The sequence below is a fragment of the Pseudomonas sp. CC120222-01a genome (genome assembly GCF_003097235.1).
Taxonomy (GTDB): Bacteria; Pseudomonadota; Gammaproteobacteria; order Pseudomonadales; family Pseudomonadaceae; genus Aquipseudomonas.
Map to the genome: position 1 here is coordinate 250,208 of NZ_QEQQ01000002.1, position 24,895 is coordinate 275,102.

16 protein-coding genes and 1 pseudogene are annotated in these 24,895 nt (G+C 63.8%); 14 read left to right on the top strand and 3 right to left on the bottom strand.

From position 1 onward, the window contains the following. Positions 1-15 precede the first annotated feature (15 nt). A pseudogene (locus N430_RS29925) lies at positions 16-1,143 on the bottom strand (cache and HAMP domain-containing protein); the annotation flags it as partial. 134 nt (positions 1,144-1,277) lie between these two features. Here N430_RS29925 and bamE point away from each other — a divergent pair. Both bamE and N430_RS04085 read left to right on the top strand, forming a co-directional pair. Continuing rightward, positions 1,278-1,532, top strand: a complete 255-nt coding sequence (gene bamE, locus N430_RS04080; protein ID WP_027921036.1) for an outer membrane protein assembly factor BamE — start codon at positions 1,278-1,280, stop codon at positions 1,530-1,532. Next, the gene (locus tag N430_RS04085; protein WP_110633122.1) at positions 1,529-2,101 is read left to right on the top strand and encodes a lipocalin family protein; all 573 of its coding nucleotides are present in this window, start codon (positions 1,529-1,531) and stop codon (positions 2,099-2,101) included. Before bamE ends, N430_RS04085 begins: the two co-directional genes overlap by 4 nt. Positions 2,102-2,231: 130 nt before the next feature. Here the strand turns inward: N430_RS04085 and N430_RS04090 are convergent, their stop codons facing one another. Further along, positions 2,232-3,596: a formimidoylglutamate deiminase gene (locus tag N430_RS04090; protein WP_110633125.1), complete on the bottom strand. Its 1,365-nt coding sequence runs from the start codon at positions 3,594-3,596 to the stop codon at positions 2,232-2,234. A 145-nt stretch (positions 3,597-3,741) separates the two neighbouring features. Here N430_RS04090 and hutC point away from each other — a divergent pair, with 145 nt between their 5' ends. From hutC to hutG, 7 genes are all read left to right on the top strand, one after another. Beyond that, entirely contained in the window at positions 3,742-4,452 is a 711-nt protein-coding gene (hutC, locus tag N430_RS04095; RefSeq protein WP_178083372.1) for a histidine utilization repressor, read from the top strand. Further along, positions 4,449-5,018: a HutD family protein gene (locus tag N430_RS04100; RefSeq protein ID WP_110633128.1), complete on the top strand. Its 570-nt coding sequence runs from the start codon at positions 4,449-4,451 to the stop codon at positions 5,016-5,018. Before hutC ends, N430_RS04100 begins: the two co-directional genes overlap by 4 nt. Before the next feature lie 257 nt (positions 5,019-5,275). After that, a complete protein-coding gene (gene hutU / locus N430_RS04110; protein ID WP_110633134.1) occupies positions 5,276-6,949 on the top strand; it encodes a urocanate hydratase in 1,674 nt (557 codons plus the stop codon). A gap of 70 nt (positions 6,950-7,019) precedes the next feature. Further along, the gene (gene hutH / locus N430_RS04115) at positions 7,020-8,552 is read left to right on the top strand and encodes a histidine ammonia-lyase (RefSeq protein WP_110633137.1); all 1,533 of its coding nucleotides are present in this window, start codon (positions 7,020-7,022) and stop codon (positions 8,550-8,552) included. A gap of 179 nt (positions 8,553-8,731) precedes the next feature. After that, on the top strand, positions 8,732-10,123 hold the full coding sequence (locus N430_RS04120) for an amino acid permease (RefSeq protein ID WP_110633140.1): 1,392 nt from the start codon (positions 8,732-8,734) through the stop codon (positions 10,121-10,123). A gap of 15 nt (positions 10,124-10,138) precedes the next feature. Further along, on the top strand, positions 10,139-11,344 hold the full coding sequence (hutI, locus tag N430_RS04125) for an imidazolonepropionase (RefSeq protein ID WP_110633143.1): 1,206 nt from the start codon (positions 10,139-10,141) through the stop codon (positions 11,342-11,344). Positions 11,345-11,354: 10 nt separating this feature from the next. Next, on the top strand, positions 11,355-12,158 hold the full coding sequence (gene hutG, locus N430_RS04130; protein ID WP_110633146.1) for an N-formylglutamate deformylase: 804 nt from the start codon (positions 11,355-11,357) through the stop codon (positions 12,156-12,158). Between the two features lie 15 nt (positions 12,159-12,173). Here the strand turns inward: hutG and N430_RS04135 are convergent, their stop codons facing one another. Beyond that, a complete protein-coding gene (locus tag N430_RS04135; protein ID WP_158288777.1) occupies positions 12,174-17,603 on the bottom strand; it encodes a dermonecrotic toxin domain-containing protein in 5,430 nt (1,809 codons plus the stop codon). A 259-nt stretch (positions 17,604-17,862) separates the two neighbouring features. Here N430_RS04135 and pip point away from each other — a divergent pair, with 259 nt between their 5' ends. From pip to N430_RS04160, 5 genes are all read left to right on the top strand, one after another. Beyond that, positions 17,863-18,834, top strand: coding sequence for a prolyl aminopeptidase (gene pip, locus N430_RS04140; RefSeq protein ID WP_110633153.1), 972 nt, complete (start codon positions 17,863-17,865; stop codon positions 18,832-18,834). After that, entirely contained in the window at positions 18,831-19,268 is a 438-nt protein-coding gene (dtd, locus tag N430_RS04145) for a D-aminoacyl-tRNA deacylase (RefSeq protein WP_103446014.1), read from the top strand. Before pip ends, dtd begins: the two co-directional genes overlap by 4 nt. Positions 19,269-19,531: 263 nt before the next feature. Then, a complete protein-coding gene (locus N430_RS04150; protein ID WP_218278045.1) occupies positions 19,532-21,268 on the top strand; it encodes a glucan biosynthesis protein G in 1,737 nt (578 codons plus the stop codon). Continuing rightward, positions 21,261-23,834, top strand: a complete 2,574-nt coding sequence (gene mdoH, locus N430_RS04155) for a glucans biosynthesis glucosyltransferase MdoH (RefSeq protein WP_110633159.1) — start codon at positions 21,261-21,263, stop codon at positions 23,832-23,834. The genes N430_RS04150 and mdoH overlap by 8 nt, the downstream gene beginning before the upstream one ends. 219 nt (positions 23,835-24,053) lie before the next feature. Continuing rightward, positions 24,054-24,851: a transporter substrate-binding domain-containing protein gene (locus N430_RS04160; RefSeq protein WP_103446240.1), complete on the top strand. Its 798-nt coding sequence runs from the start codon at positions 24,054-24,056 to the stop codon at positions 24,849-24,851. The last annotated feature ends 44 nt before the right edge of the window (positions 24,852-24,895 follow it).

The window sequence follows — 24,895 nt, forward strand, 5'->3', positions numbered from 1 at the left end:
CGACTCGTGAATACGCTCGACAAAGCGGTTGAACGACTGGCCAAGGCTGCCGAATTCATCCTGGGCGTGAATGGTCAGGCGCCGGGTCAGGTCGCCTTCGCCTTCGGCAATGTCATGCATGGCGCGGCCCATCAGGTGCAGTGGCTCCATCAGCACGCGGATCAGCAGGCCGAGCAGGGCGATGATCGCCACCACCGCGATCAAGGTGGCGATGATGGCGGAGGTGCGCAGCTCACCCAGCATGGCGAACGCTGCATCCTGGTCGAGTACCAGGGCCACGTACCAGTCCGCCGACGGCACACCGTCGACGTGGGTGAAACTGATGAACTGCTTGCGGCCATCGACTTCGACTTCCTTCAGGCCGCTGCCGATGCGCGGCGTGTCCTGCGGATAGACGTCAGCCAGGGTCTTCAGGGCCAGGTCGGCTTTGGGGTGGATAAGGATCTTGCCTTCGCCGTTGACGATGAAGGCATGGCCCTGGCCGTCGAAGTTCAGGGCGTTGATCAGGTTGCTGATGGTCTGCAGGTCGGTGTCGACGCCGCTGACGCCGATCAGCCGGCCCGCCTGCTGCACCGGGGTGGCCAGGGTGATCACCAGCTTGCCGGCCGAGGCCGAGATGTACGGCTCGGTGACAATGGTCTGGCCGCTGGCGCTGGCCGCCTTGTACCAGCCCCGCACCCGCGGGTCGTAGTCGGCGGCGCGGTTACCTACCGGTACCGACTGCATGCTGCCGTCCTGGCCGCCGAAATAGGTGAGCTGGAAATTCTTGCCGTACACCGGCAAGGCCAGGCTGCGGTCCAGGCTGGCTTTGCCCGGCCCATCGACGGCAACTTGCTGGGCCAGTGAGTCGAGCAACTGGATGCGGCTGTCGAGCCAGTTGCGGATGTTGCCGGCGGTGAGGTTGCCCAGGTCCTGCAGGTTGGTCTGCGTGTCGCTGCGCAGGGACTGGCGTTGTCGGTAGTCGTTGAACAGCACGAAACAGGTAAAGGCAACGGCCACCACGAGGGCGGCGGCCAGCAGGATCTTGTGGCTGAACTTGAGGTTCTTGGTCATTTTTCTGGTCTGCACAAGGCAAGGCATAGGAGGGCGCTGTGGCAATGCGCCACAGCGTGCTCGCTGTGTCGTCGTGGCGCGGCAAAACATTAATCGTTTGCGCAGGTCCAGCCGACCAACGGCGTACGACTAAAGCGGTGTCGCCAGGGAACCAGGGAGGGATTTTCCCGTCGAAGATCACTGCAGGCCACTCGCCTGTGTCTATTTTCCAGGAGTGTCCCTTCATGTCGTTGCGTTCCCTCGCCCTGTTGTCCTTGTGCGTCGTCCTGACTGCGTGCAGCAAGATCAATCAGGAAAACTATTCCAAGCTCAAGGCCGGCATGAACAAGGCCGAGGTCGAGCAACTGCTCGGCACGCCCACCGAGTGCTCCGGCGCGCTGGGCATGAGCAGCTGTACCTGGGGGGACGAGAAGAGCTTTATCAGCGTGCAATACGCGGCCGACAAGGTGCTGATCTACTCCGGGCAGGGCCTCAAATGAGGCGTTTGCACGTACTGCTGGGGCTGTGCCTGGTGATGCTGCTGGGGGGCTGTGCCACCTCCGCCACCGACCCGCTGGCGCCGAAGACCGCCGGTAATGTCGACCTCAAGCGCTATCAGGGCAAGTGGTACGAACTGGCGCGTCTACCGATGAAGTATCAGGCCGACTGCGCGCAGTCCGAAGCGCATTACAACCTTAAGCCCGATGGCTCGTACGGTGTGCTCAACCGCTGCCGCACGATGGGGGATGAATGGCTGCGCGCCGAAGGGCACGCCAACATCCAGGAGCCGGGCCATACCGACAGGCTGTGGGTGGAGTTCGACAACTGGTTTACCCGCCTGGTACCGGGCGTGGCCAAGGGCGAGTACTGGATCCTTTACGTGGACGACCACTATCGCACGGCGATCGTCGGCAGCCCGGATCGCAAGTACCTGTGGATCCTGTCGCGCACACCGACACTGCCGGTATGGGAGCGCGAGAGCCTGATGTCCAAGGCCCGTCAGCAGGGCTATGACACCAGCCGGCTGATCTGGCGTACGCCGGACAAGCAGATCGTGCAGATGCATTGAATACTGGGGCCGCTCTGCGGCCCTTTCCGACCGGTCCGGCGCCCCGGCAAGGCCGCTCCTACAGGAGATCGCGTTCTCTTGTGGGAGCGGCCTTGTGTCGCGAAAGGGCTGCAAAGCAGCCCCATAACACTCAGCCCAAGAGTTGCCGCAGTACTTCAGCAAACGCCTGTCGGCTTTCCTCTTCGTGGGCATGCTGCCCCTGACGCACTACCCATTTGCCATTGACCATCACATCCCGCACCTGACGGTCGCCGCCCGCGAACAGCCAGCGGTTGAGAATGCCGTCTCCCTCTGCCATGGCGATATACGGGTCCTGCCCATCCAGCACCAGCCAGTCGGCCCGCTTGCCCACCGCCAGTTCGCCAATCGGCTGCCCCAATGCCTGCGCACCGCCGACCAGTGACGCGTCATACAGCGTGCGCCCGACCATCGGCTGGTCGCCACGGTACAGTCGGTTGCGCCGCTGGTCGCGCAGGCGCTGGCCATATTCCAGCCAGCGCAGTTCCTCGACCACGCTCAGCGACACATGGCTGTCCGAACCAATGCCCATGCGCCCGCCCTGGGCGAGGAAGTCCACCGCCGGGAAGATGCCGTCGCCCAGGTTGGCTTCGGTGGTCAGGCACAGGCCGGCCACTGCGCCACTGCGCGCCATGGCGGTGACTTCGTCAGCTTCGGCGTGGGTGGCGTGCACCAGGCACCAGCGGCGGTCCACTTCGACATGTTCATACAGCCATTGCAGCGGCCGCAGCCCACTCCAGGCCAGGCAGTCGTCGACTTCCTTCTGCTGTTCGGCGATGTGGATGTGAATCGGGCAGTGTTGATTGCCAGCTGCCAGTACCTCGGCGATCTGACCGGGCGTGACCGCGCGCAGCGAGTGGAAGCACAGGCCCAGTTGTTGGGCCGGTTGCGCTGCCAGTACCGGTGCCAGTTGTGCCTGCAGTTGCAGGTACTGTTCGGTGGAGTTGATGAAGCGTCGCTGCCCTTCGTTCGGTGCCTGGCCGCCGAAACCGGCATGGCTGTACAGCACCGGCAGCAAGGTCAGGCCGATGCCGCTGCTGGCTGCCGCCGCACTGATGCGTCGGGACAGTTCGGCCGGGTCGGCGTAGGCCTTGCCCGCCTGGTCATGGTGCACGTAGTGGAATTCTGCCACCGAGGTGTAACCAGCCTTGAGCATCTCGATATACAGCTGGCGGGCAATGACTTGCAGCTGCTCCGGGGTGATCTTGCCGACCAGCCGATACATCAGTTCACGCCAGGTCCAGAAGCTGTCATTGGGGTTGCCCGCGACTTCCGCCAGCCCCGCCATGGCCCGCTGGAACGCATGCGAGTGCAGGTTGGGCATGCCCGGTAGCAGCGGCCCGGCCAGGCGTTCGGCGCCGTCGGCCGAGGCGTCGGCTTCGATCCGGCTCAGCAGGCCATCACTGGAGACTTCGAAGCGGACGTTACTGGCCCAGCCCGTGGGCAGCAGGGCGCGTTCGGCAAAATAGGCGGACATCGGCAAAAATCCTGTTATTGTTTAACTTGTATATACATATACAGGCGTTTGCCTGCCGGGTAAACTGCGGCAAGCTACCGCTCATTCCATTGCCTAAGGACTCAACGCCGTGCCGACACCTCCTGTCTCCGCGCTGGTTGCCCAGATGGGCGAGGGCCCGGCGCCGCTGTATGCCCGGGTCAAGCAGATGATCATCCAGCAGATCGAAAACGGCAGCTGGCCACCGCATCACCGGGTGCCTTCGGAGAGCGAACTGGTCAGCGAGCTGGGCTTCAGCCGCATGACCATCAACCGTGCCTTGCGTGAGCTCACTGCTGAAGGCCTGCTGGTGCGGATGCAGGGCGTGGGCACTTTCGTCGCCGAGCCCAAGTCCCGTTCGGCGTTGTTCGAGGTCAACAACATCGCCGACGAGATCGCCGGCCGTGGCCACCAGCATAGCTGCCAGGTAATCAAGCTGGCCGAGGAGGCCGCCGGTTCCGAGCGCGCCCTGGCCCTGGACATGCGCGAAGGGCAGCGAGTGTTCCACTCGTTGATCGTGCATTACGAAAACGGCGTGCCGGTGCAGATCGAAGACCGCTACGTCAACGCGGCGATTGCCCCCGAGTACCTCAAGCAGGACTTCACCCGGCAGACGCCCTATGCCTATCTGTCCCAGGTCGCGCCGCTGACCGAGGGCGAGCACGTGGTCGAGGCGATTCTCGCCGAGCCCGAAGAGTGTCGCCTGCTGCAGATCGAGCGCGGCGAGCCCTGCCTGCTGATCCGCCGTCGCACCTGGTCTGGCCGTCAGCCCGTGACGGCGGCGCGACTGATCCACCCTGGTTCCCGTCACCGCCTTGAAGGACGTTTCAGTAAATGACCCAGTTGCAGTTGCTGCGTGCGCAGGACTACCCGCGCATGCCCTGGAAGAACGGTGGCGGTTTCACCGAAGAGATCACCCGCGACAACGGCGAGGGGCTTGATGGCTTCGGCTGGCGCCTGTCGATCGCCGATATCGAGGAGTCGGGCGGGTTTTCCGTGTTCGCCGGTTACCAGCGGATCATCACCGTGCTCCAGGGTGACGGCATGCGTTTGCTGGTCGATGACCAGGCCAGCCGGCCGCTGCTGCCGTTCGATGCCTTCGCCTTCAGTGGCGAGAGCCAGGTCAGCTGCAAGCTGCTCGGTGGGCCGATCCGTGATTTCAACCTGATCTATGCGCCGCAGCGCTATCGGGCGCGCTTGCAGTGGTTTGACGGCACCAGCCGGCTGTACAGCTCGGCGTCGACGGTGTTGCTGTTTGCGGCGAGCAATCAGGTTGAAGTGGCGATGGCTGGGGAAACGCACACGTTGGGTCTCTACGACTGCCTGCGGCTGGAGGGTAACGACGGGTTGCTGGGGCTGGACGTTCAAGGGCGGTTCTGCCTGATCGAACTCATTTCAAACTGAAATAGCTGGGGCTGCTGCGCAGCCCTTTCGCGACACAAGGCCGCTCCCACAAGTACAGCGCGATGGCTCAGGTTGGCGCTGAACCTGTGGGAGCGGCCTTGTGTCGCGAAAGGGTCGCGCAGCGGCCCCAGTGCTTTCATGAATTCGGAGCAGTGGTCCGATAAATTTGGTTGTCCATGCTTGTACATACAAGTAAAGATGTGTTTGTATATTGGCCACGACACAACTGCCCGCGGACAACCGCCGAGGACCTTCCCGTGACCGACAACAACAAATACCGTGACGTTGAAATCCGTGCCCCACGTGGCAACAAGCTGACCGCCAAGAGCTGGCTGACCGAAGCGCCACTGCGCATGCTGATGAACAACCTCGACCCGCAGGTCGCGGAAAACCCGAAAGAGCTGGTGGTGTATGGCGGCATCGGCCGCGCCGCGCGCAACTGGGCCTGCTACGACAAGATCGTCGAAACCCTGACCCGCCTGGAAGACGACGAAACCCTGCTGGTGCAGTCGGGCAAGCCGGTCGGCGTGTTCAAGACCCACAGCAACGCCCCGCGCGTACTGATCGCCAACTCCAACCTGGTGCCGCACTGGGCCAACTGGGAACACTTCAACGAACTGGACGCCAAGGGCCTGGCCATGTACGGCCAGATGACCGCCGGCAGCTGGATCTACATCGGCAGCCAGGGCATCGTCCAGGGCACCTACGAAACCTTCGTCGAAGCCGGTCGCCAGCACTACGGTGGCAGCCTGAAAGGCAAGTGGGTACTCACCGCCGGCCTCGGCGGCATGGGCGGCGCCCAGCCACTGGCCGCGACCCTGGCCGGTGCCTGCTCGCTGAACATCGAATGCCAGCAGAGCCGCATCGACTTCCGCCTGGAAACCCGCTACGTCGACGAACAGGCCACTGACCTCGACGACGCCCTGGCGCGCATCGCCAAGTACACCGCCGAAGGCAAGGCGATCTCCATCGCTCTGCACGGCAACGCCGCCGAAATCCTGCCAGAGCTGGTCAAGCGTGGCGTGCGCCCGGACATGGTCACCGACCAGACCAGCGCCCACGACCCACTGAACGGCTACCTGCCAGCCGGCTGGACCTGGGAACAGTACCGCGACCGCGCGCAGACCGAGCCGGCTGCAGTGGTCAAGGCCGCCAAGCAGTCGATGGCCGTGCACGTACAGGCCATGCTCGACTTCCAGAAGCAGGGCATCCCGACCTTCGACTACGGCAACAACATCCGCCAGATGGCCAAGGAAGAGGGCGTGGCCAACGCCTTCGACTTCCCAGGTTTCGTCCCGGCCTATATTCGCCCGCTGTTCTGCCGCGGCATCGGCCCGTTCCGCTGGGCGGCGCTGTCTGGCGAGGCCGAAGACATCTACAAGACCGACGCCAAGGTCAAGGAACTGATCCCGGACGACGCCCACCTGCACCGCTGGCTGGACATGGCCCGTGAGCGCATCAGCTTCCAGGGCCTGCCGGCCCGTATCTGCTGGGTTGGCCTGGGCCTGCGCGCCAAGCTGGGCCTGGCCTTCAACGAAATGGTCCGCAGCGGCGAGCTGTCGGCACCGGTGGTGATCGGCCGTGACCACCTGGACTCCGGCTCGGTGTCCAGCCCCAACCGCGAAACCGAAGCCATGCGCGACGGCTCCGACGCCGTCTCCGACTGGCCGCTGCTCAACGCCCTGCTCAACACCGCAGGCGGCGCCACCTGGGTTTCGCTGCACCATGGCGGCGGCGTGGGCATGGGCTTCTCCCAGCACTCGGGCATGGTCATCGTCTGCGACGGTACCGATGAAGCCGCCGAGCGTATCGCTCGCGTGCTGACCAACGACCCAGGGACCGGCGTGATGCGCCACGCCGATGCCGGTTACGACATCGCCATCGACTGCGCCAAGGAGCAGGGCCTCGACTTGCCAATGATCACAGGCTGATCGCTGCGCTTTGAGTGATACTGAATAACAAGAGGGGCCTGAGGGCCCCTGACAGAATTGGAGTAGCGAAGTGACCGTCCTGACCCTCAAGCCCGGCACCCTGACCCTGGCCCAGCTGCGCGCCATCCACGCCGCCCCCGTGCGCCTGCAACTGGATGCCAGCGCCGCGCCAGCCATCGACGCCAGCGTTGCCTGCGTCGAGCAGATCATTGCCGAAGACCGTACCGCCTACGGCATCAACACCGGTTTCGGCCTGCTGGCCTCGACCCGTATCGCCAGCCACGACCTCGAGAACCTGCAGCGCTCGCTGGTGCTGTCCCACGCTGCCGGTATCGGTGCGCCGCTGGACGACGCCCTGGTGCGGCTGATCATGGTCCTCAAGATCAACAGCCTCAGCCGTGGTTTCTCCGGTATCCGCCGCAAGGTCATCGATGCGCTGATCGCCCTGGTCAACGCCGAGGTCTACCCACACATCCCGCTCAAGGGCTCGGTCGGCGCTTCCGGCGACCTGGCACCGCTGGCGCACATGTCGCTGGTACTGCTCGGTGAAGGCAAGGCCCGCCACCAGGGCCAGTGGCTGTCGGCCACCGAAGCCCTGGCGGTTGCCGGCCTCGAGCCGCTGACCCTGGCTGCCAAGGAGGGCCTGGCCCTGCTCAACGGCACCCAGGCTTCCACCGCCTATGCCCTGCGCGGCCTGTTCCACGCCGAAGACCTGTATGCCGCTGCCATCGCCTGCGGCGGCCTGAGCGTCGAAGCGGCACTGGGGTCGCGTTCGCCGTTCGATGCACGCATCCATGAAGTGCGTGGCCAGCGTGGCCAGATCGACACCGCTGCCTGCTTCCGCGACCTGTTGGGCGACTCCAGCGAAGTCTCGCTGTCGCACAAGAACTGCGACAAGGTCCAGGACCCGTACTCGCTGCGCTGCCAGCCACAGGTCATGGGCGCCTGCCTGACCCAGATCCGCCAGGCCGCCGAAGTGCTGGGCATCGAAGCCAACGCCGTGTCGGACAACCCGCTGGTGTTCGCCGCCGAAGGCGACGTGATTTCCGGTGGCAACTTCCACGCCGAGCCGGTGGCCATGGCCGCCGACAACATCGCCCTGGCGATCGCCGAAATCGGTTCGCTGAGCGAGCGCCGCATCTCGCTGATGATGGACAAGCACATGTCCCAGCTGCCGCCGTTCCTGGTGGAAAACGGCGGGGTCAACTCCGGCTTCATGATCGCCCAGGTCACTGCTGCCGCCCTGGCCAGCGAGAACAAGGCCTTGTCGCACCCGCACAGTGTCGATAGCCTGCCGACCTCGGCCAACCAGGAAGACCACGTGTCGATGGCCCCGGCTGCTGGCAAGCGCCTGTGGGAAATGGCCGAGAACACCCGTGGCGTGCTGGCCATCGAATGGCTGGGTGCGTGTCAGGGGCTGGACCTGCGCAAAGGCCTGAAGACTTCGGCGAAGCTGGAGCAGGCGCGCCAGGCGCTGCGTCGTGAAGTGCCGCACTACGACCGTGACCGCTTCTTCGCACCGGACATCGAGGCAGCCGTCGAGCTGCTGGCCAAGGGCAGCCTGACCGGGCTGCTGCCTGCTGGTGTCCTGCCTAGCCTGTGATGCCCCCGGGGCCGCTTCGCGGCCCTTTCCGACCGGTCCGGCGCCCCGGCAAGGCCGCTCTTACAAAGGTAATGCGTTGCCTGTAGGAGCGGCCTTGCCGGGGCGCCGGACCGGTCGGAAAGGGCTGCAAAGCAGCCCCCTTCAAACTCACGACCACAAAAACAATTTAAGGACGTGACATGCAACAAGCTCAAGGTCTCAAGCGCGGGCTAACGGCCCGCCACATCCGTTTCATGGCCCTTGGCTCCGCCATCGGCACCGGCCTGTTCTACGGCTCCGCCTCGGCCATCCAGATGGCCGGCCCGGCCGTGCTGCTGGCGTACCTGATCGGCGGTGCTGCGGTGTTCATGGTCATGCGCGCCCTCGGCGAGATGGCCGTGCACAACCCGGTGGCCGGCTCCTTCGGCCACTACGCCACCACTTACCTCGGCCCCATGGCCGGCTTCATCCTCGGCTGGACCTACGCCTTCGAGATGGTCATCGTGGCCATCGCCGACATCACCGCCTTCGGTATCTACATGGGTTTCTGGTTCCCGGAAGTGGCCCGCTGGATCTGGGTACTGGGCATCGTCTTCGTGATCGGCGGCCTGAACCTGTGCAACGTCAAGGTGTTCGGCGAAATGGAATTCTGGCTGTCGCTGCTCAAGGTCGGCGCCATCGTGGCGATGATCCTGGCCGGCCTCGGCATCATGGCCTTCGGCTTCAGCCAGGTGAGTGGCGAGCATGCCGTGGGCATCAGCAACCTGATCGAGCATGGCGGCTTCATGCCCAATGGCATCGGCGGCCTGATCGCCTCGTTCGCCGTGGTGATGTTCGCCTTCGGTGGCATCGAGATCATCGGCGTCACCGCCGGTGAAGCCAAGGACCCACAGCGCGTCATCCCCAAGGCGATCAACGCCGTGCCGCTGCGCATCCTGCTGTTCTATGTGCTGACTCTGTTCGTGCTGATGTGCCTGTACCCATGGCCGCAGATCGGCAGCGAAGGCAGCCCGTTCGTGCAGATCTTCAGCCACCTCGGTATTGGCTCGGCGGCTGCCGTGCTGAACATCGTGGTGATCTCGGCGGCGATTTCGGCCATCAACAGCGACATCTTCGGCGCCGGCCGCATGATGTACGGCCTGGCCCAGCAAGGCCACGCGCCACGCAGCTTCGGTAAGCTGTCGAAGCACGGCGTGCCATGGATGACCGTGCTGGTGATGGGCGCGGCGCTGCTGGTCGGCGTACTGCTCAACTACCTGATCCCGGAAAACGTGTTCCTGCTGATCGCCTCCATCGCCACCTTCGCCACCGTGTGGGTATGGCTGATGATCCTGGTCACCCAGGTTGCCATGCGCCGCAGCATGGGCGCTGAAGAGGCGGCCCAGCTGAAATTCCCGGTACCGTTCTGGCCATACGGCCCGGCCATGGCCATTGCCTTCATGGTGTTCATTTTCGGTGTGCTCGGTTACTTCCCGGATACCCAGGCGGCCTTGCTGGTCGGTGTGGTCTGGGTGGTGTTCCTGGTGGCGTCCTACCTGCTGTGGTGCAAGCCGCGCGCAGGCAAGCACGTGCCAGTCGAGCTGCACCGCTAGTCAAGGAGATTGCACATGAGAACCCTCTGGCAGCACTGCCACGCGGCAACCCTGGCCGAGGGCCGTTACTCGATCATCGAGGACGCGGCCATTGTCACCAGCGCCGGGCTGATCGAATGGATCGGCCCCCGCGCCGAGCTGCAGCCCTTCGAGGTTGACCGCACGGTGGACCTGGGCGGCGCCTGGGTCACCCCGGGGCTGATCGACTGCCACACCCATGCGGTGTTCGGTGGCAACCGCAGCGGCGAGTTCGAACAGCGCCTGCAGGGCGTGAGCTATGCCGAGATCGCCGCCCAGGGCGGCGGTATCGCCAGCACTGTGCGGGCCACCCGCGCGGCCAGCGAGGACGAGCTGTTCGCCAGTGCTCGTCAGCGGGTTCAGGCGTTGATGCGTGATGGCGTGACCACCATCGAGGTCAAGTCCGGCTATGGCCTGGACCTGGCCAACGAGCGCAAGATGCTGCGTGTGGCACGGCGCCTGGCCGACGAGCTGCCGCTGGCGGTACGCGCCACCTGTCTGGCCGCCCATGCCTTGCCGCCGGAGTATGCCGGCCGCTCCGATGACTATATCGCCCATATCTGCGACGAGATGCTGCCCGCCCTGGCCGCCGAAGGATTGGTGGATGCGGTGGACGCCTTCTGCGAACACCTGGCGTTCTCGCCGGCACAGGTCGAAAAGGTGTTCATCAAGGCGCATGAACTGGGCCTGCCGGTGAAACTGCATGCCGAGCAGCTGTCTTCACTGCATGGCTCAAGCCTGGCAGCGCGCTACCAGGCACTGTCGGCCGATCATCTGGAGTTCATGACCGAGGAAGATGCCATTGCCATGGCCGCAGCTGGCACGGTTGCCGTGCTGCTGCCGGGCGCTTTCTACTTCCTGCGCGAAACCCAGCTGCCGCCGATGGATGCCCTGCGTCGCCACGGTGTGAAGATTGCCCTGGCCAGCGACCTCAACCCAGGCACCTCGCCGGGGTTGTCACTGCGCCTGATGCTGAACATGGGCTGCACGCTGTTCCGCATGACCCCGGAAGAGGCCCTGGCTGGCGTCACGCTGCATGCCGCCACTGCCCTCGGCCTGGGTGACAGCCACGGCTCGCTGGAGGTCGGCAAGGTCGCCGACTTCGTCGCCTGGCAGATCGCCCGTCCTGCCGACCTGGCCTACTGGCTCGGCGGTGACCTGCCCAAGCGCGTGGTGCGCAAGGGCCATGAAATTTCCAACTGAGCGAGGCACGATGGACAAGGTATTGAGTTTCCACCAAGGCCGCCTGCCGCTGCTGATCAGCATGCCCCATGCCGGCCTCAAGCTGACCCCGGCCGTGGACAACGGCCTGGTCGAACAGGCCCGCAGCCTGCCTGACACCGACTGGCACATCCCGCGCCTGTATGACTTCGCCCGTGAGCTGGGCGCCAGCGTGGTGGCGGCAGAGTATTCGCGCTTCGTCATCGACCTGAACCGCCCGGACGACGACAAACCGCTGTACGTCGGTGCCACCACCGGTCTGTACCCGGCCACGCTGTTCGACGGCGAGCCGCTGTTCAAGGAAGGCCAGGCACCGACCGCTGAGGTGCGCAAGACTTATCTGGAGTCGATCTGGCGCCCTTATCACAACACCCTTCAGAGCGAGCTGGCGCGCCTGCGCGAAGCCCATGGCTATGCACTGCTGTGGGATGCTCACTCGATCCGTTCGCTGATCCCGCACCTGTTCGATGGCAAGCTGCCGGACTTCAACCTGGGTACCTTCAATGGTGCCAGTTGCGATCCACAGCTGGCCGAGCGGTTGCAAGGTGTGTGCGCCGAGGCGGGCAACTACAGCCATGTGCTCAATGGTCGTTTCAAGGGCGGGCACATCACCCGTCACTATGGTGACCCGGCCAACCATATCCATGCGGTGCAACTGGAGCTGGCACAAAGCACTTACATGGAAGAAGTTGAACCGTTCGCCTACCGCGAAGACCTCGCGCAGCCGACTCAACGGGTGCTGAGTCAGCTGCTCGAAGCCATGCTGGCCTGGGGGCGCCAGCGTTACGGGCATTAACCGCCAGCTGCCGCGTTACTGGCTGGATGAACGCGGTTTGCGCTCGGGGTTGGCAAATGAAGTGAGCTCGCGAACCAGGCGTCGTTCGCGAGTTCGCCTGCTCCGTTCCAGCGCCTCGAATTGCGGACTGAGTTGCTCGAGGGGCGTGTCTGGATACTGTTCTGGCAATGCCAGCACCTGGGCCTGGTAATCTTCTTCGATCTGCGCAAAGCGCGCCGCATGGGTAAGGCGAAGTTGCGCCACCCAGCGTTCGTTGCCCGCTGCGAAGTCCAGGAAGGCTTCACCCAGCTCCCCGCGTTGCACCTCTTGCTCGGCGTAGATGAGTTCGTCCAGTGAGGTGTTGACGGCGTAGCGCAGGTTGTCGTCCGGCAGGCCAAGTTGCAGCGTGGCGTTCAGCTCCCTTCGGTAGGTCAGCTGGACTTCCGCCACATCGCGGGCGCCGGCCTCGCTCTTGGCTACTTCGTCCAGCGCATGCAGCCGGAACAGACGTCGCAGCTCCAGGTACCTGTTGTTTTCGGTTTCCTCCTGAGCGACCTCCAGACGTTGGTTGGCGATGAACAGTTCGATGTCCTGGAATACCAGCAGCGCCCCGTCGTGGCAGGTCAGATCACCCGACTCCTGTAGCAGTGCTTCGCTGGCCTGAAGATTGAGCACTGCACGGTCGACGCTATCCACCGCCGCTTTTACCAGTACCTGGCGCACCCGTTGGCTGAAGGCCACGCGCGTCGACACATTGGAGTAGGGCCCTGATTGTCGCAGGCGGCCCACCAGCGCCAGCAGGTTTGCCGCGTTGCCCTCTTCTTCGAGTTGTTTCCAGCAACTGCGCATGGCTTCGTTTTCTACGTCCGAGCCCAGCAGCCAGTCATTCAGGTTGGGGCGGTCACCTGCGGGGTCAAGCAATGGAATGTGGAAGTGGCCGAACGGCAGGCCGTCATCCGAGGAATCGGTCAAGTGGTCCGGCACGTCCATGGCGAACGTGAAACTGTGCTGGCTATCGGACGACGTCCGGGCGCGCAGGTAGGTCTGATCGCTGATCGGGTTGTTGAACAGTTGGATGGAGGTGATCGGAAAACCGCTTTCGAGGTTGGAAAGGACAAACTCTGGAAGTTCGCTCAGCTGGTTGTCGCTGAGGTCGAGCATGTCCAGCGGCAGCAGGTCGTTGACCCAGGCAGGCCACTGGCTCAGGTTCATGTCGTTCAGGTCAAGGCGGCGTAGCGACCGCAGTTCGCCCGGGGCATGGGCGATTTCCGCCAGCCGGTTGCCGCCCAGGTCCAGCGACTGCAGGCCGTGCAGCCTGGCCAGGCCGGCGAGTAGCTGCTCGTCGATCTGCAGCCCGATGTTGCGCAAAGCCAGGTCGGTCAGGCGAGGCAGGCGCAGCAGGGCTGACGGCAGGCTCGCCTGCGCGTTCGTGTAGCCATCGATGGTCAGGCGGGTGACGTTGGGAAACTGCGCGAGCATGCTATCGAGCTGTGCGGTGACGCCACTGACAGCTTCCAGCGTGAGGTTGCCTACCCGCTCGCTGAAGAAACTCGGCAAACGGCTGGGCATGTGCTCGAGCGCGACGCCGGTCAGGCGCAGGGGGGCATGCGTGTTGCCCATTTCCTGGTGTTGCCAGAACTCGTTCAACGCGGTGGCGATTCGCGTGCGAGAGGTCAGTACGGCTTGGCTTGGCGTGGATGTGGATCCGGAGGCGTTGACATAGTTGTCGACGAACTCATGCAGTTGCCTGCGCAATTGCAGTTGTTCTGCCAGGTACTGCCGAAGTTCCGCGGGTTGGTCCAGCTGGAAGCAAGTGGCACGCGCCTGTTCGCTCAGCAGAATGCGCAGCAGGTGCTGGTCGAGAATGGCATTGCCCTGTAGGTCGATGTGCGCATGCTCGGCCAGGCTGATGCGGCCCTCAAGCAGGAAGTCCGGTAACAGTGTGATGTGGTTGTCACGCAGTGACAGGTGTCGGATCTGCGCCATGCTGTTGCGACCGAGGCCGTCCGGCCAATGATCCAGTGCCACGCGGTCGAGCCCAAGGAAGTCCAGCGTCAGTTCGTCGAAGTTGGGTGTGTATTGTTCGGACAGGCGATTGCCACTCAGGTCCAGCCGGCGCAGGTGTTCGAGACCCGCCAGGCTGTCGATGTCAGTGGAGGACACTGACAGGTTCTGATTGATCAGGCCAAGCGACTCGAGTTGCGGCAAATGCTGGGCGATCACCGGCAGGCTGAACTGGAACGGCGAGGGGTGCGCGTTGGCCAGGTAACTGCGGCTGACCTGCAAGGAACGCAGGTGACCGAACTGGCGCAGCAGGCTGGTCAGCTGGGGCGCGTGCTGGCTCCAGCCAGCGAATGCCTGCGGTTCGCTGTCGACCAGCTGCAGGTCAGTGACGCTGGCGGTGAAGCGCTCGGGCAAGTTCAGCGGGAAATCCAGCAGCGACAGGCGCTCCAGGCGCAGTGGCGGCGGGGTTTCGTTGGGGGGCAGGAACGCGCGGTCATACCAGTGCTGGGAAATGGCGTCCATCAGGCGCTGGAGTTCGTCGGGCGTTTGCCGATGGAGCAACGTTGCCAGGTCGCGCCAGTCGGTCAGCTGCCTTTGCAATTGCCTGTGTTGACTGCTCAGGTCCTGTAGCAAATCGTCGATGTGCGCACGGGTCAGCTGCTGGTTTTCCAGGGCCGTCAGAATCTGCTCGGCAGGGCGCGGCTGCGGAGCCGCCTGGCCAAGCTGGCGGATGCGGGCCAGCAGGTTGTGCCGCGACACACTGCCGGTGCGCGCGCGGCTGCCACCCAGCGGGTAGCCCAAGCGACCATCGGCCAGGCGCATGGGGGAGCGATAGCCGGGCCGAACTGGCTGCATACCGAGCAATTTTCGTGTTGTTGCACGCGGCAACAAGGGCGTGCGCTGGATGAGCCCACGCAGGTCCGCAGCGCTTTCCACACCCAGCGCTGCGCGTTGGGCCGGGCTTAGCACCTCGAATAGCGCGGCAAACATCGATGGCAACACCGGGCCGTCTGCTACGGCGGTATCGACGTGGCTGACCAGGTAACCCGCTTGCAGGCTGAAGATGGTTTTGCCCGGCGCATCGGGTGTGCTACCGACGGTGTCGACCTGAAACGGACTCAGCTGTCGCGCCAGCGTAATGCCAGTGTCGGCTTGCCAACCCGGCAGGTGCTCCAGGCTATGTAACACCAGTCGATCACTGTCCCAGTTGCGTGGCCCTTCCAGATAGAGCCCTTCATAGGTGCGGCTGAGGCGGATCTGCTGCTGGTAGACGCGAATTTCTTCGGCCATGCGCACAGGTACCGTTGCTTGTGACAGTGCCCTCCACTCCTCAAGGGAGGCGTTGCGCAACAACTCGTCGACAACCGGCGTCGGCAGGCCTGGGTAGCGCTGCGCGATGACACGCGCTTGGGGCCATTCGCTGGCAGGGAGGTGGTCGTAGCGAACCTGGAATTCGGCGTGCCGGTCGCCTGGCCATTGATCGAGCGCCCGATCCAGCTCGAAGCGGGCCATGGTGTCTTCGAGCAGGGCCGGGAGCCGCAGGTTGTCACTGACAGCCCGGCGCAGAACGTCCTCTTCGATGCCGCAGATGCTCAGGATGCGCGTGGCAGTCTGATCATCGAAGCGGCTGCTGAGGTGACCGCAGCGGCGGAACAGCTTCAACTGCGGCCAGAGCGCGGGATTTTCCGCTGGCAGCAACCAGGCCCCGGCACCGTTCTGCTGTACCGCAGGCTGATAGCCATTGTCAGCGTGCACCGGCTGCAAGCGGTATTCGCTGGCATCAGCTAAGTGCCGAACCGAGTAGGCCCTGTCTTCGATGGCAAGCCAGGTCTTGCCTTGGTGGTGATGCAGGCCCAATGCGTCCGGCCTGCTATCGGCCGGCAGCACAACGTCATGGGCAAAGGGCTGCAAGTCTGGCCGCCAGAGGCGCTGGCTACCATCGGCAAGCTCGACGGTGTCGAGTTCTTCGATGAACGAGGGTGACTCCACGGCAATCCGCTGCACCGCGGGCTGGGCGTCCGCTGCGCCTGTGGCGCCCAAGGCGGCGATGAGGGCGGCGTTTTCCACCACATCCATCAGGTAGGCAAAGGCCTGCTCGCGCTCGCCATCGCTCCAGCTTGCCAGTCCCTCGTAGACCTCATGGCCAAGCTGCAGCACTGTCAGGCCCAGCATCAAAGGCGCAAGCCCCGGGATGAAAAAGGCGCCGATGTTCAGGCTGCCCAATACCACGGACTCGAAGTAGGCCCGAGTCCTGTCGAGGCTGTCCTGGTCTTTCGAGGCTGTCGGCACGGCGTGGAATAACCCGTCGTCCCTGAGGCGCTGCAGGCGCTGGGTGACCAGTTCGTCCACAAAAGGCTGGGTAAATGGCTGTACGTGGAGGGTGATCCGGGCATTCGGGTCAGCCATGCGCTCCTTGAAGCCTTTCGCCGGGTTCCAGGTGTAGGGCTCAAGCGTGTCCCTGAGGCTGGCGAGAAAAGCGGACTTTTCACGTTCAGGAACCAGCCGCAGGTGTTCAGGGCGGCGAAGGGCGGGCATCTGGGCCAGCAAGAATGCTTCGGCATCCGCCCGGCTGGCGTGCGCTGTCAGTGGTTCCGGCATCCCCGGTAAGTAGATTACCAGCCAGCCGCCATACGGGAAGGTGGGCGGCGTAAACCGTCCGCCGCCGGAGAAGCCGGGAGCGGCGACACCCAATACAGCAGCCCCGGTCAGCGTGGCGCGTAGCAGGCTGAGGCGCGAGCACAATATCGGTCGCCCCTGGTAGGTTGCCTTGCCATCGACGGCCAGTTGGAGCAGTGCGTCATGGCTGGCCTTGTCGATCGCACCCTGTAGATAGGCGCGCTGGACATGCAAGCGGAAGGTGGACAGTTCGGCGTGGCTGAAAACCTCCGGGGCCGCTTGATCGCCTGCAGCGGGCGTCGAGGTGAGGAGCGAATCGATCAGTTTCTGGTACTGACCGCCAATATCCAGTTCACGCACCATTGCCGCGAACTCCTCGGCAACAATGGGCAACTGCTTTATCGATGAGGAAATGATGCTGACTTTGTTGCTGTCCAAGACCAGCGATCTGTTGCCGCCTGCTTCCAGGCCCCCAGCCTCTGCCTCGAATGCCTCGAAGTTCTGCAATGCCCAATGCAGCAGGGACTGCGTGGCCAGCTTCACGGCGCGATCGCTGCTGACCAGCGGATCGCCGTCCATCACCTCTTTGTAAGTGGCAGCTTTGCTGACATTCAGCAGGTAGGTTGCGCTGACATCGAGGTGCTGGCCAAAGCGCTGGCTGATTGCCTCGGTCAACAGTCCGGCCGCGAACGGCTCGAGCGCTGGCAAGCTTGCCAGCAGTGCGTGCAACCGGTCCTCCGCCTGCCTGTGGGTGCCATACTGCTGCACCAGTTGCCGGGCGATTTCAGGCTCGGCCTGGCAGGCTTGCTCGAACGGGAGGTCTCGCCGGCCTGCAGCATCGCGCATCAGTCGGTGCTCTGCGGCGTGAAGCCCGGCAACCCAGGCGGGCAATTTGCTGGCGATCAGGTTTTGTGGGTGGCCAGTGTCGGGGATTGGGTGTCGCGCTGATTCGATCATGATGAGCCTCGCATTTGTCGAAGGCTTCGATGCTATTCAGCACAACAGGCAGCCGTGCATAACATGATCTCGCCGTAGACACATGCTCAAAGCGCAATTCAGGTTTATGATGGCCCTCGGCCGACCCAAACCTCACACGGAGTGCGCAATGCAGACCCTGTACCCGCAGATCAAACCCTACGCCCGGCATGATCTGGCCGTGGAAGCGCCGCATGTGTTGTATGTCGATGAAAGCGGCTCGCCGGAAGGTCTGCCCGTGGTGTTCATCCACGGTGGCCCGGGCGCGGGTTGTGATGCCCAGAGCCGTTGCTACTTCGACCCCAACCTGTACCGCATCATCACCTTCGACCAGCGCGGTTGTGGGCGCTCCACGCCGCACGCGAGCCTGGAGAACAACACCACCTGGCACCTGGTCGAGGACCTGGAGCGCATCCGCAAGCATCTCGGCATCGATAAATGGGTGCTGTTCGGCGGCTCCTGGGGTTCGACCCTGGCCCTGGCTTACGCCCAGACCCACCCCGAGCGCGTGCACGGCCTGATCCTGCGCGGCATCTTCCTGTGCCGCCCGCAGGAAATCGAATGGTTCTACCAGGAAGGCGCCAGCCGTATGTTCCCGGACTACTGGCAGGACTACATTGCGCCGATCCCACCGGAAGAGCGCGGCGACCTGGTCAAGGCCTTCCACAAGCGCCTGACCGGCAACGACCAGATCGCCCAGATGCACGCGGCCAAGGCCTGGTCCACCTGGGAAGGCCGCACCGCCACGCTGCGCCCGAATCCGCTGGTGGTCGACCGCTTCTCCGAGCCACAGCGCGCGCTGTCGATCGCCCGCATCGAATGCCACTACTTCATGAACAACGCGTTCCTGGAACCAGACCAGCTGATTCGCGACATGCCGAAGATCGCCCACCTGCCCGCGGTGATCGTGCATGGCCGTTACGACGTGATCTGCCCGTTGGACAACGCCTGGGCGCTGCACCAGGCCTGGCCGAACAGCGAGCTGAAGGTCATCCGCGACGCCGGCCATGCCGCCTCCGAGCCAGGCATCACCGATGCCCTGGTGCGTGCAGCCGATCAGATGGCCCGCCGTCTGCTTGACCTGCCGCTGGAAGAAGCATGAGGGGTTTGCTGCAACGCGTGCGTGGCGCACGCGTGGAGGTCGGCGGGGAAATCGTCGGTGCCATTGACCAGGGGTTGCTGGTGCTGGTGGCCGTCGAGCCTGAAGATACCCGTGAGCATGCCGATAAACTGTTGCACAAGCTGCTGAACTATCGGGTATTCAGCGACGATCAGGGCAAGATGAACCTGTCGCTCAAGGATGTCGGTGGCGGCTTGCTGCTGGTGTCCCAGTTCACCCTGGCGGCTGACACCCGCAGCGGCATGCGCCCGAGCTTTTCGACCGCCGCGCCACCAGCGCTCGGGGCCGAATTGTTCGACTATCTTTTGAGCAAGGCGCGCGGCCAGCATGCCGATGTGGCGAGCGGGCGATTCGGCGCAGACATGCAGGTGCACCTGGTCAATGATGGCCCGGTGACATTCTTGTTACAAATATGAGGTCGAAAAACCCTTTGTTTATAGGAAAACAAGGGGTTTTGTACGATAAATAGTTGGTCCACACTGATGCGTTGTAACGCATCCTGCTGGATAATCGCGCGCTGCGTGAGCCTGCGTTCGCAGGTTCGTTTCACTCTGACTCGAGCATTGTCTGGACCTGTTTGGGGAATCATTACGCCCTCATGGGGTCCGAACAGTGCTCGCCAACCCGGCATTTGTCGCTGGCCGTTGGTTTCATGATCTGTTTTCGGCGAGGGTTGCTCGTGATTGTTAGTCCCCAAAAAGCATCAAGAATCCCCGGCACCGGGCTGCGCAAGGCGCTGATGGCCAGTGTGGCACTGGTCGGCCTGATGAGCGCGGGCCAGCTGTGGGCATTCAATCTTGACGATGTTGCAGCCAAGGCAAAGGATCTGGCCGGCCAGAAATACGAAGCACCGAAGAGCAATCTGCCTGCTGCCTTCCGCGACATGAAGTTCGCGGACTACCAGAAGATCCACTTCCTGCAGGAAAAGGCCGAGTGGGCCAAGGACAAGACCCCGTTCAAGCTGTCCTTCTACCACCAGGGCATGCACTTCGACACACCGGTGAAGATCAACGAGATCACCGCCACTAATGTCGAGGAAATCAAGTACGACTCGAGCCGCTTCGAGTTCGGTGACGTGCCGCACGACCCGGAAACCGTCAAGAACCTCGGTTACGCCGGCTTCCGCGTGCTTTACCCGATCAACAAGGCCGACAAGCAGGACGAGATCATGACCCTGCTGGGGGCCAGCTATTTCCGCGTGGTCGGCAAGGGCCATGTGTACGGCCTGTCGGCCCGTGGCCTGGCCATCGACACCGCGCTGCCGTCGGGTGAAGAATTCCCGCGTTTCACCGAGTTCTGGGTCGAGAAGCCCAAGCCTGCCGATAAGCACCTGGTGATCTACGCCCTGCTGGATTCGCCACGTTCCACCGGCGCCTACAAGCTGATCCTGCGCCCGGGCACCGACACCGTGGTCGACGTGCAGTCGCGCGTGTTCCTGCGTGACCAGGTCAGCCGCCTGGGTATCGCCCCGCTGACCAGCATGTTCCTGTTCGGCCCCAACCAGCCGTCCAAGGTGCTGAACTATCGCCCGGCCCTGCATGACTCCGAGGGCCTGTCGATCCATGCCGGTAACGGCGAGTGGCTGTGGCGCCCGCTGAACAACCCGAAACACCTGGCCGTGAGCAACTTCAGCGTCGAGAACCCGCGTGGTTTCGGCCTGATGCAGCGTCAACGCGCCTTCAGTGACTTCGAAGACCTCGACGACAACTACCAGAAGCGCCCGAGCGCCTGGATCGAGCCGAAGGGTGACTGGGGCAAGGGCACCGTCGACCTGGTCGAGATCCCGACTGCCGACGAGACCAACGACAACATCGTTGCCTTCTGGAGCCCGGAGAAGCTGCCTGAGCCAGGCAAGCCGTTCGAATACGCCTACCGCCTGCACTGGACCATCGACGAGCAGCAGTTCCAGGCACCTGACCTGGGCTGGGTCAAGCAGACCCTGCGTTCCACCGGTGACGTCAAGCAATCCAACCTGATCCGCCAGCCAGACGGTAGCGTCGCCTTCCTGGTCGACTTCGCCGGCCCGGCCCTTGCCGCCCTGCCGGAAGACACCCCGGTGCGCAGCCAGATCAGCGTTGGCGACAACGCCGAGGTGGTCGAGAACAATCTGCGCTATAACCCGGAGACCAAGGGCTGGCGCCTGACCCTGCGCTTGAAGGTCAAGGAAGCCAACAAGTCCACCGAAATGCGCGCTGCGCTGGTGCGTGACGTGCCGGTCGAGCCGGCCAAGCCTGCTGCTGAAGCCAAGCAGGAAAAGGCCGCGGCCAAGCACGCCAAGCATGAGAAGACCGCCAAGGCGGAACCAGCCAAGGCCGAACAACCTGCCGCCGATGCGGCGCCCACCAACGGGACCCCGGCCACCACTGAAAAAGTGCTGACCGAGACCTGGAGCTATCAGTTGCCTGCCGATGAGTAACTCAAGCGCAAGGCCGGAATCGCTTGGCGAATACCTGGCCCACCTCCCACTGAGCGATGAGCAGCGCGCGGAACTCGCCAGCTGCACCTCGTTCAGTGAGCTGCACCAACGCCTGGCGGCCAACCCGGCCGCCAGCACCACCGAGGCCGTGCAGGCCTCGGTCGGCCCGCGCCTGACCGTGGGCAGCGCCGCCGAGCTGGAAGACGCCGAGATGCTCGGTGTCGACGGCAGCGGCCGCCTGTGCCTGAAGATCGCGCCGCCGATCAAGCGCACCAAGGTCGTGCCCGAGCCATGGCGCACCAACGTGCTGATCCGCCTGTGGCGGCGCATGACCGGTCGCACCAACGCCCCGCAGCCGCCCAAGCGCGAGCTGCCCGCAGCGCGCTGGCGCACGGTCGGTTCGATCCGCCGCTACATCCTGCTCGCCCTGATGATCGGCCAGACCGTCGTCGCCGGCTGGTACATGAAGGGCATCCTGCCGTACCAGGGCTGGTCGTTCGTCGACCTGAACGAAATCGTCAACCAGCCGCTGTGGGACACCGTGGTGCAGGTTTGGCCGTATGCCTTGCAGACGTCCATCCTGGTGCTGTTCGGTATCCTCTTCTGCTGGGTTTCGGCAGGCTTCTGGACCGCGCTGATGGGCTTCCTCGAGCTGCTCACCGGGCGTGACAAATACAAGATTTCGGGTAGCAGTGCCGGTAACGAGCCGATTGCCCCCGAGGCGCGTACCGCGCTGGTGATGCCGATCTGCAACGAAGACGTGCCGCGCGTGTTCGCAGGCCTGCGGGCGACCTTCGAGTCGGTGGCGGCCAGCGGCAACCTCGACCGTTTCGACTTCTTCGTGCTCAGCGACACCAACGACACCGACATCGCCGTGGCCGAGCAACAGGCCTGGCTGGACGTGTGCCGCGAAACCAAGGGCTTCGGCCGCATCTTCTACCGCCGCCGCCGTCGCCGCGTGAAGCGCAAGAGCGGCAACCTCGACGACTTCTGCCGTCGCTGGGGTGGCGAATACAAGTACATGGTCGTGCTCGACGCCGACAGCGTCATGAGCGGCGAATGCCTGAGCAGCCTGGTGCGCCTGATGGAGGCCAACCCGGACGCCGGCATCATCCAGACCGGGCCGAAAGCCTCGGGCATGGACACCCTGTATGCGCGCATGCAGCAGTTCGCCACCCGCGTGTACGGCCCGCTGTTCACCGCCGGCTTGCACTTCTGGCAGCTGGGCGAGTCGCACTACTGGGGCCACAACGCGATCATCCGCATGAAGCCGTTCATCGAGCACTGCGCCCTGGCGCCGTTGCCGGGCAAGGGCGCGTTCGCCGGGGCCATTCTCTCCCACGACTTCGTCGAAGCCGCGCTGATGCGCCGTGCCGGCTGGGGCGTGTGGATTGCCTATGACCTGCCGGGCAGCTACGAAGAGCTGCCGCCGAACCTGCTCGACGAGCTCAAGCGCGACCGCCGCTGGTGCCACGGCAACCTGATGAACTTCCGCCTGTTCCTGGTCAAGGGCATGCACCCGGTGCACCGTGCGGTGTTCCTCACTGGCGTGATGTCTTACCTGTCGGCGCCGCTTTGGTTCCTGTTCCTGGTGCTGTCGACCGCGCTGCTGGCAACCAACACCCTGATGGAGCCGCAGTACTTCATCGAGCCGTATCAGCTCTACCCGCTGTGGCCGCAGTGGCACCCGGAAAAAGCCGTGGCGCTGTTCTCCACCACCATCGTGCTGCTGTTCCTGCCCAAGCTGCTCAGCGTCATCCTGATCTGGGCCAAGGGCGCGGTCGAGTTCGGCGGGCGCATCAAGGTTACCCTGTCGATGCTGATGGAGATGCTGTTCTCCATGCTGCTGGCGCCGGTTCGGATGATCTTCCACACTCGCTTCGTGCTGGCCGCGTTCCTCGGCTGGGCGGCGACCTGGAACTCGCCGCAGCGTGATGACGACTCCACTCCGTGGAGCGAAGCGCTGCGTCGCCATGGTCCGCAGACCCTGCTGGGCTTCGCCTGGGCCGGGCTGGTGGCCTGGCTGAACCCGAGCTTCCTGTGGTGGCTGGCGCCAATTGTCGGCTCGCTGGTGCTGTCGATCCCGGTATCGGTCATCTCCAGCCGCACGCGCCTGGGCCTGGCGGCCAAGGACGAGAAGCTGTTCCTCATTCCCGAGGAATACGCGACGCCGCAGGAGCTGCTGGCCACCGACCAGTACACCCACGAGAACCGCTGGCATGCTTTGCATGACGGCTTCGTGCGTGCAGTGGTCGACCCACGGCAGAACGCCCTGGCCTGCGCCATGGCCACTGCCCGTCACGGTCAGGCCGCGCCGATCGAAGCGCTGCGTGCCGAGCGCGTGGCCAAGGCCATGGAGGTCGGGCCGAAAGGGCTGGACCTCAACACCCGCCTGGCCTTGCTCAGCGACCCGGTCGCCTTGAGCCGCCTGCACGAGCGGGTCTGGGCCGAGCACAATGCGGCGTGGATCGATGTGTGGCGTGCCTCGATCAAGAACGACCCGCATTCGCCGCTGCTGCCGCTGCATCCGGAGAATGAAGGCCAACCGGCACTCGTCGGCGCCTGATAGGGCCTCTTCGCGGGCAAGCCCGCTCCCACACTGGGAGCGGGCTTGCCCGCGAAGCTTTTAGGGCCTTCCCTCGATTTTGGCCAACAAAGTCCCCCCCGGCTCTAGGTCCGAGCGCCGCCATGCGTTAGCATCCCTCTCCGATAATCCGCATCGGCCGGCACGGCCATGCCAAGACAATAAGATTCGCTTCTTACTTTTCTAGGGGACTTGGTGATGATCAAGAAATACCTTTCGCGACTGTTGGTCGGTGTTACCGCCCTGGTCGCCGTAACTGCGGCCCAGGCCGGCGCCATCGATGAGGCGGTCAAGCGCGGCACCCTGCGGGTGGGCATGGACCCAACCTACATGCCGTTCCAGATGACCAACAAGCGCGGCGAGATCATCGGCTTCGAAGTCGATATCCTCAAAGCCATGGCCAAATCCATGGGCGTGAAGTTCGAGGCTGTTTCCACCGCGTATGACGGCATCATCCCGGCCCTGCTGACCGACAAGTTCGACATGATCGGCAGCGGCATGACCCTGACCCAGGAACGCAACCTGCGCCTGAACTTCAGCGAACCCTTCATCGTGGTTGGCCAGACCCTGCTGATCCGCAAGGAGCTGGCGGGCGAGATCAAGTCGTACAAGGACCTGAATAACGAGAAGTACCGCCTGACTTCCAAGCTCGGTACCACCGGTGAGATGGTGTCCAAGAAGCTGATCGGCAAAGCCAAGTACCACGGCTATGACAACGAGCAGGAAGCGGTGATGGACGTGGTCAACGGCAAGGCTGACGCCTTCGTCTACGACGCGCCGTACAACGTGGTGGCAGTCGAGAAGGCCGGCGCCGGCAAGCTGCTGTTCCTCGAAGAACCCTTCACCTACGAGCCGCTGGCCTTCGGCCTGAAGAAAGGCGACTACGACAGCATCAACTTCATCAACAACTTCCTGCACCAGATCAAGCATGACGGGACCTACGATCGTATTCACGACAAGTGGTTCAAGAACAAGGACTGGCTGAAAGACATGGAATAAGGCCCAGGCCACAAGCCCGGCTTTATGACCCCGACGCGCAGGCA

Excerpts from the sequence above, each read along its gene's own strand:
- bamE (WP_027921036.1), top strand. The coding sequence starts at position 1,278 with ATGTCGTTGCGTTCCCTCGCCCTGTTGTCCTTGTGCGTCGTCCTGACT.
- N430_RS04085 (WP_110633122.1), top strand. The coding sequence starts at position 1,529 with ATGAGGCGTTTGCACGTACTGCTGGGGCTGTGCCTGGTGATGCTGCTG.
- N430_RS04090 (WP_110633125.1), bottom strand. The coding sequence starts at position 3,596 with ATGTCCGCCTATTTTGCCGAACGCGCCCTGCTGCCCACGGGCTGGGCC.
- hutC (WP_178083372.1), top strand. The coding sequence starts at position 3,742 with ATGGGCGAGGGCCCGGCGCCGCTGTATGCCCGGGTCAAGCAGATGATC.
- N430_RS04100 (WP_110633128.1), top strand. The coding sequence starts at position 4,449 with ATGACCCAGTTGCAGTTGCTGCGTGCGCAGGACTACCCGCGCATGCCC.
- N430_RS04120 (WP_110633140.1), top strand. The coding sequence starts at position 8,732 with ATGCAACAAGCTCAAGGTCTCAAGCGCGGGCTAACGGCCCGCCACATC.
- hutI (WP_110633143.1), top strand. The coding sequence starts at position 10,139 with ATGAGAACCCTCTGGCAGCACTGCCACGCGGCAACCCTGGCCGAGGGC.
- hutG (WP_110633146.1), top strand. The coding sequence starts at position 11,355 with ATGGACAAGGTATTGAGTTTCCACCAAGGCCGCCTGCCGCTGCTGATC.
- N430_RS04135 (WP_158288777.1), bottom strand. The coding sequence starts at position 17,603 with ATGCGCGATGCTGCAGGCCGGCGAGACCTCCCGTTCGAGCAAGCCTGC.
- pip (WP_110633153.1), top strand. The coding sequence starts at position 17,863 with ATGCAGACCCTGTACCCGCAGATCAAACCCTACGCCCGGCATGATCTG.
- dtd (WP_103446014.1), top strand. The coding sequence starts at position 18,831 with ATGAGGGGTTTGCTGCAACGCGTGCGTGGCGCACGCGTGGAGGTCGGC.
- mdoH (WP_110633159.1), top strand. The coding sequence starts at position 21,261 with ATGAGTAACTCAAGCGCAAGGCCGGAATCGCTTGGCGAATACCTGGCC.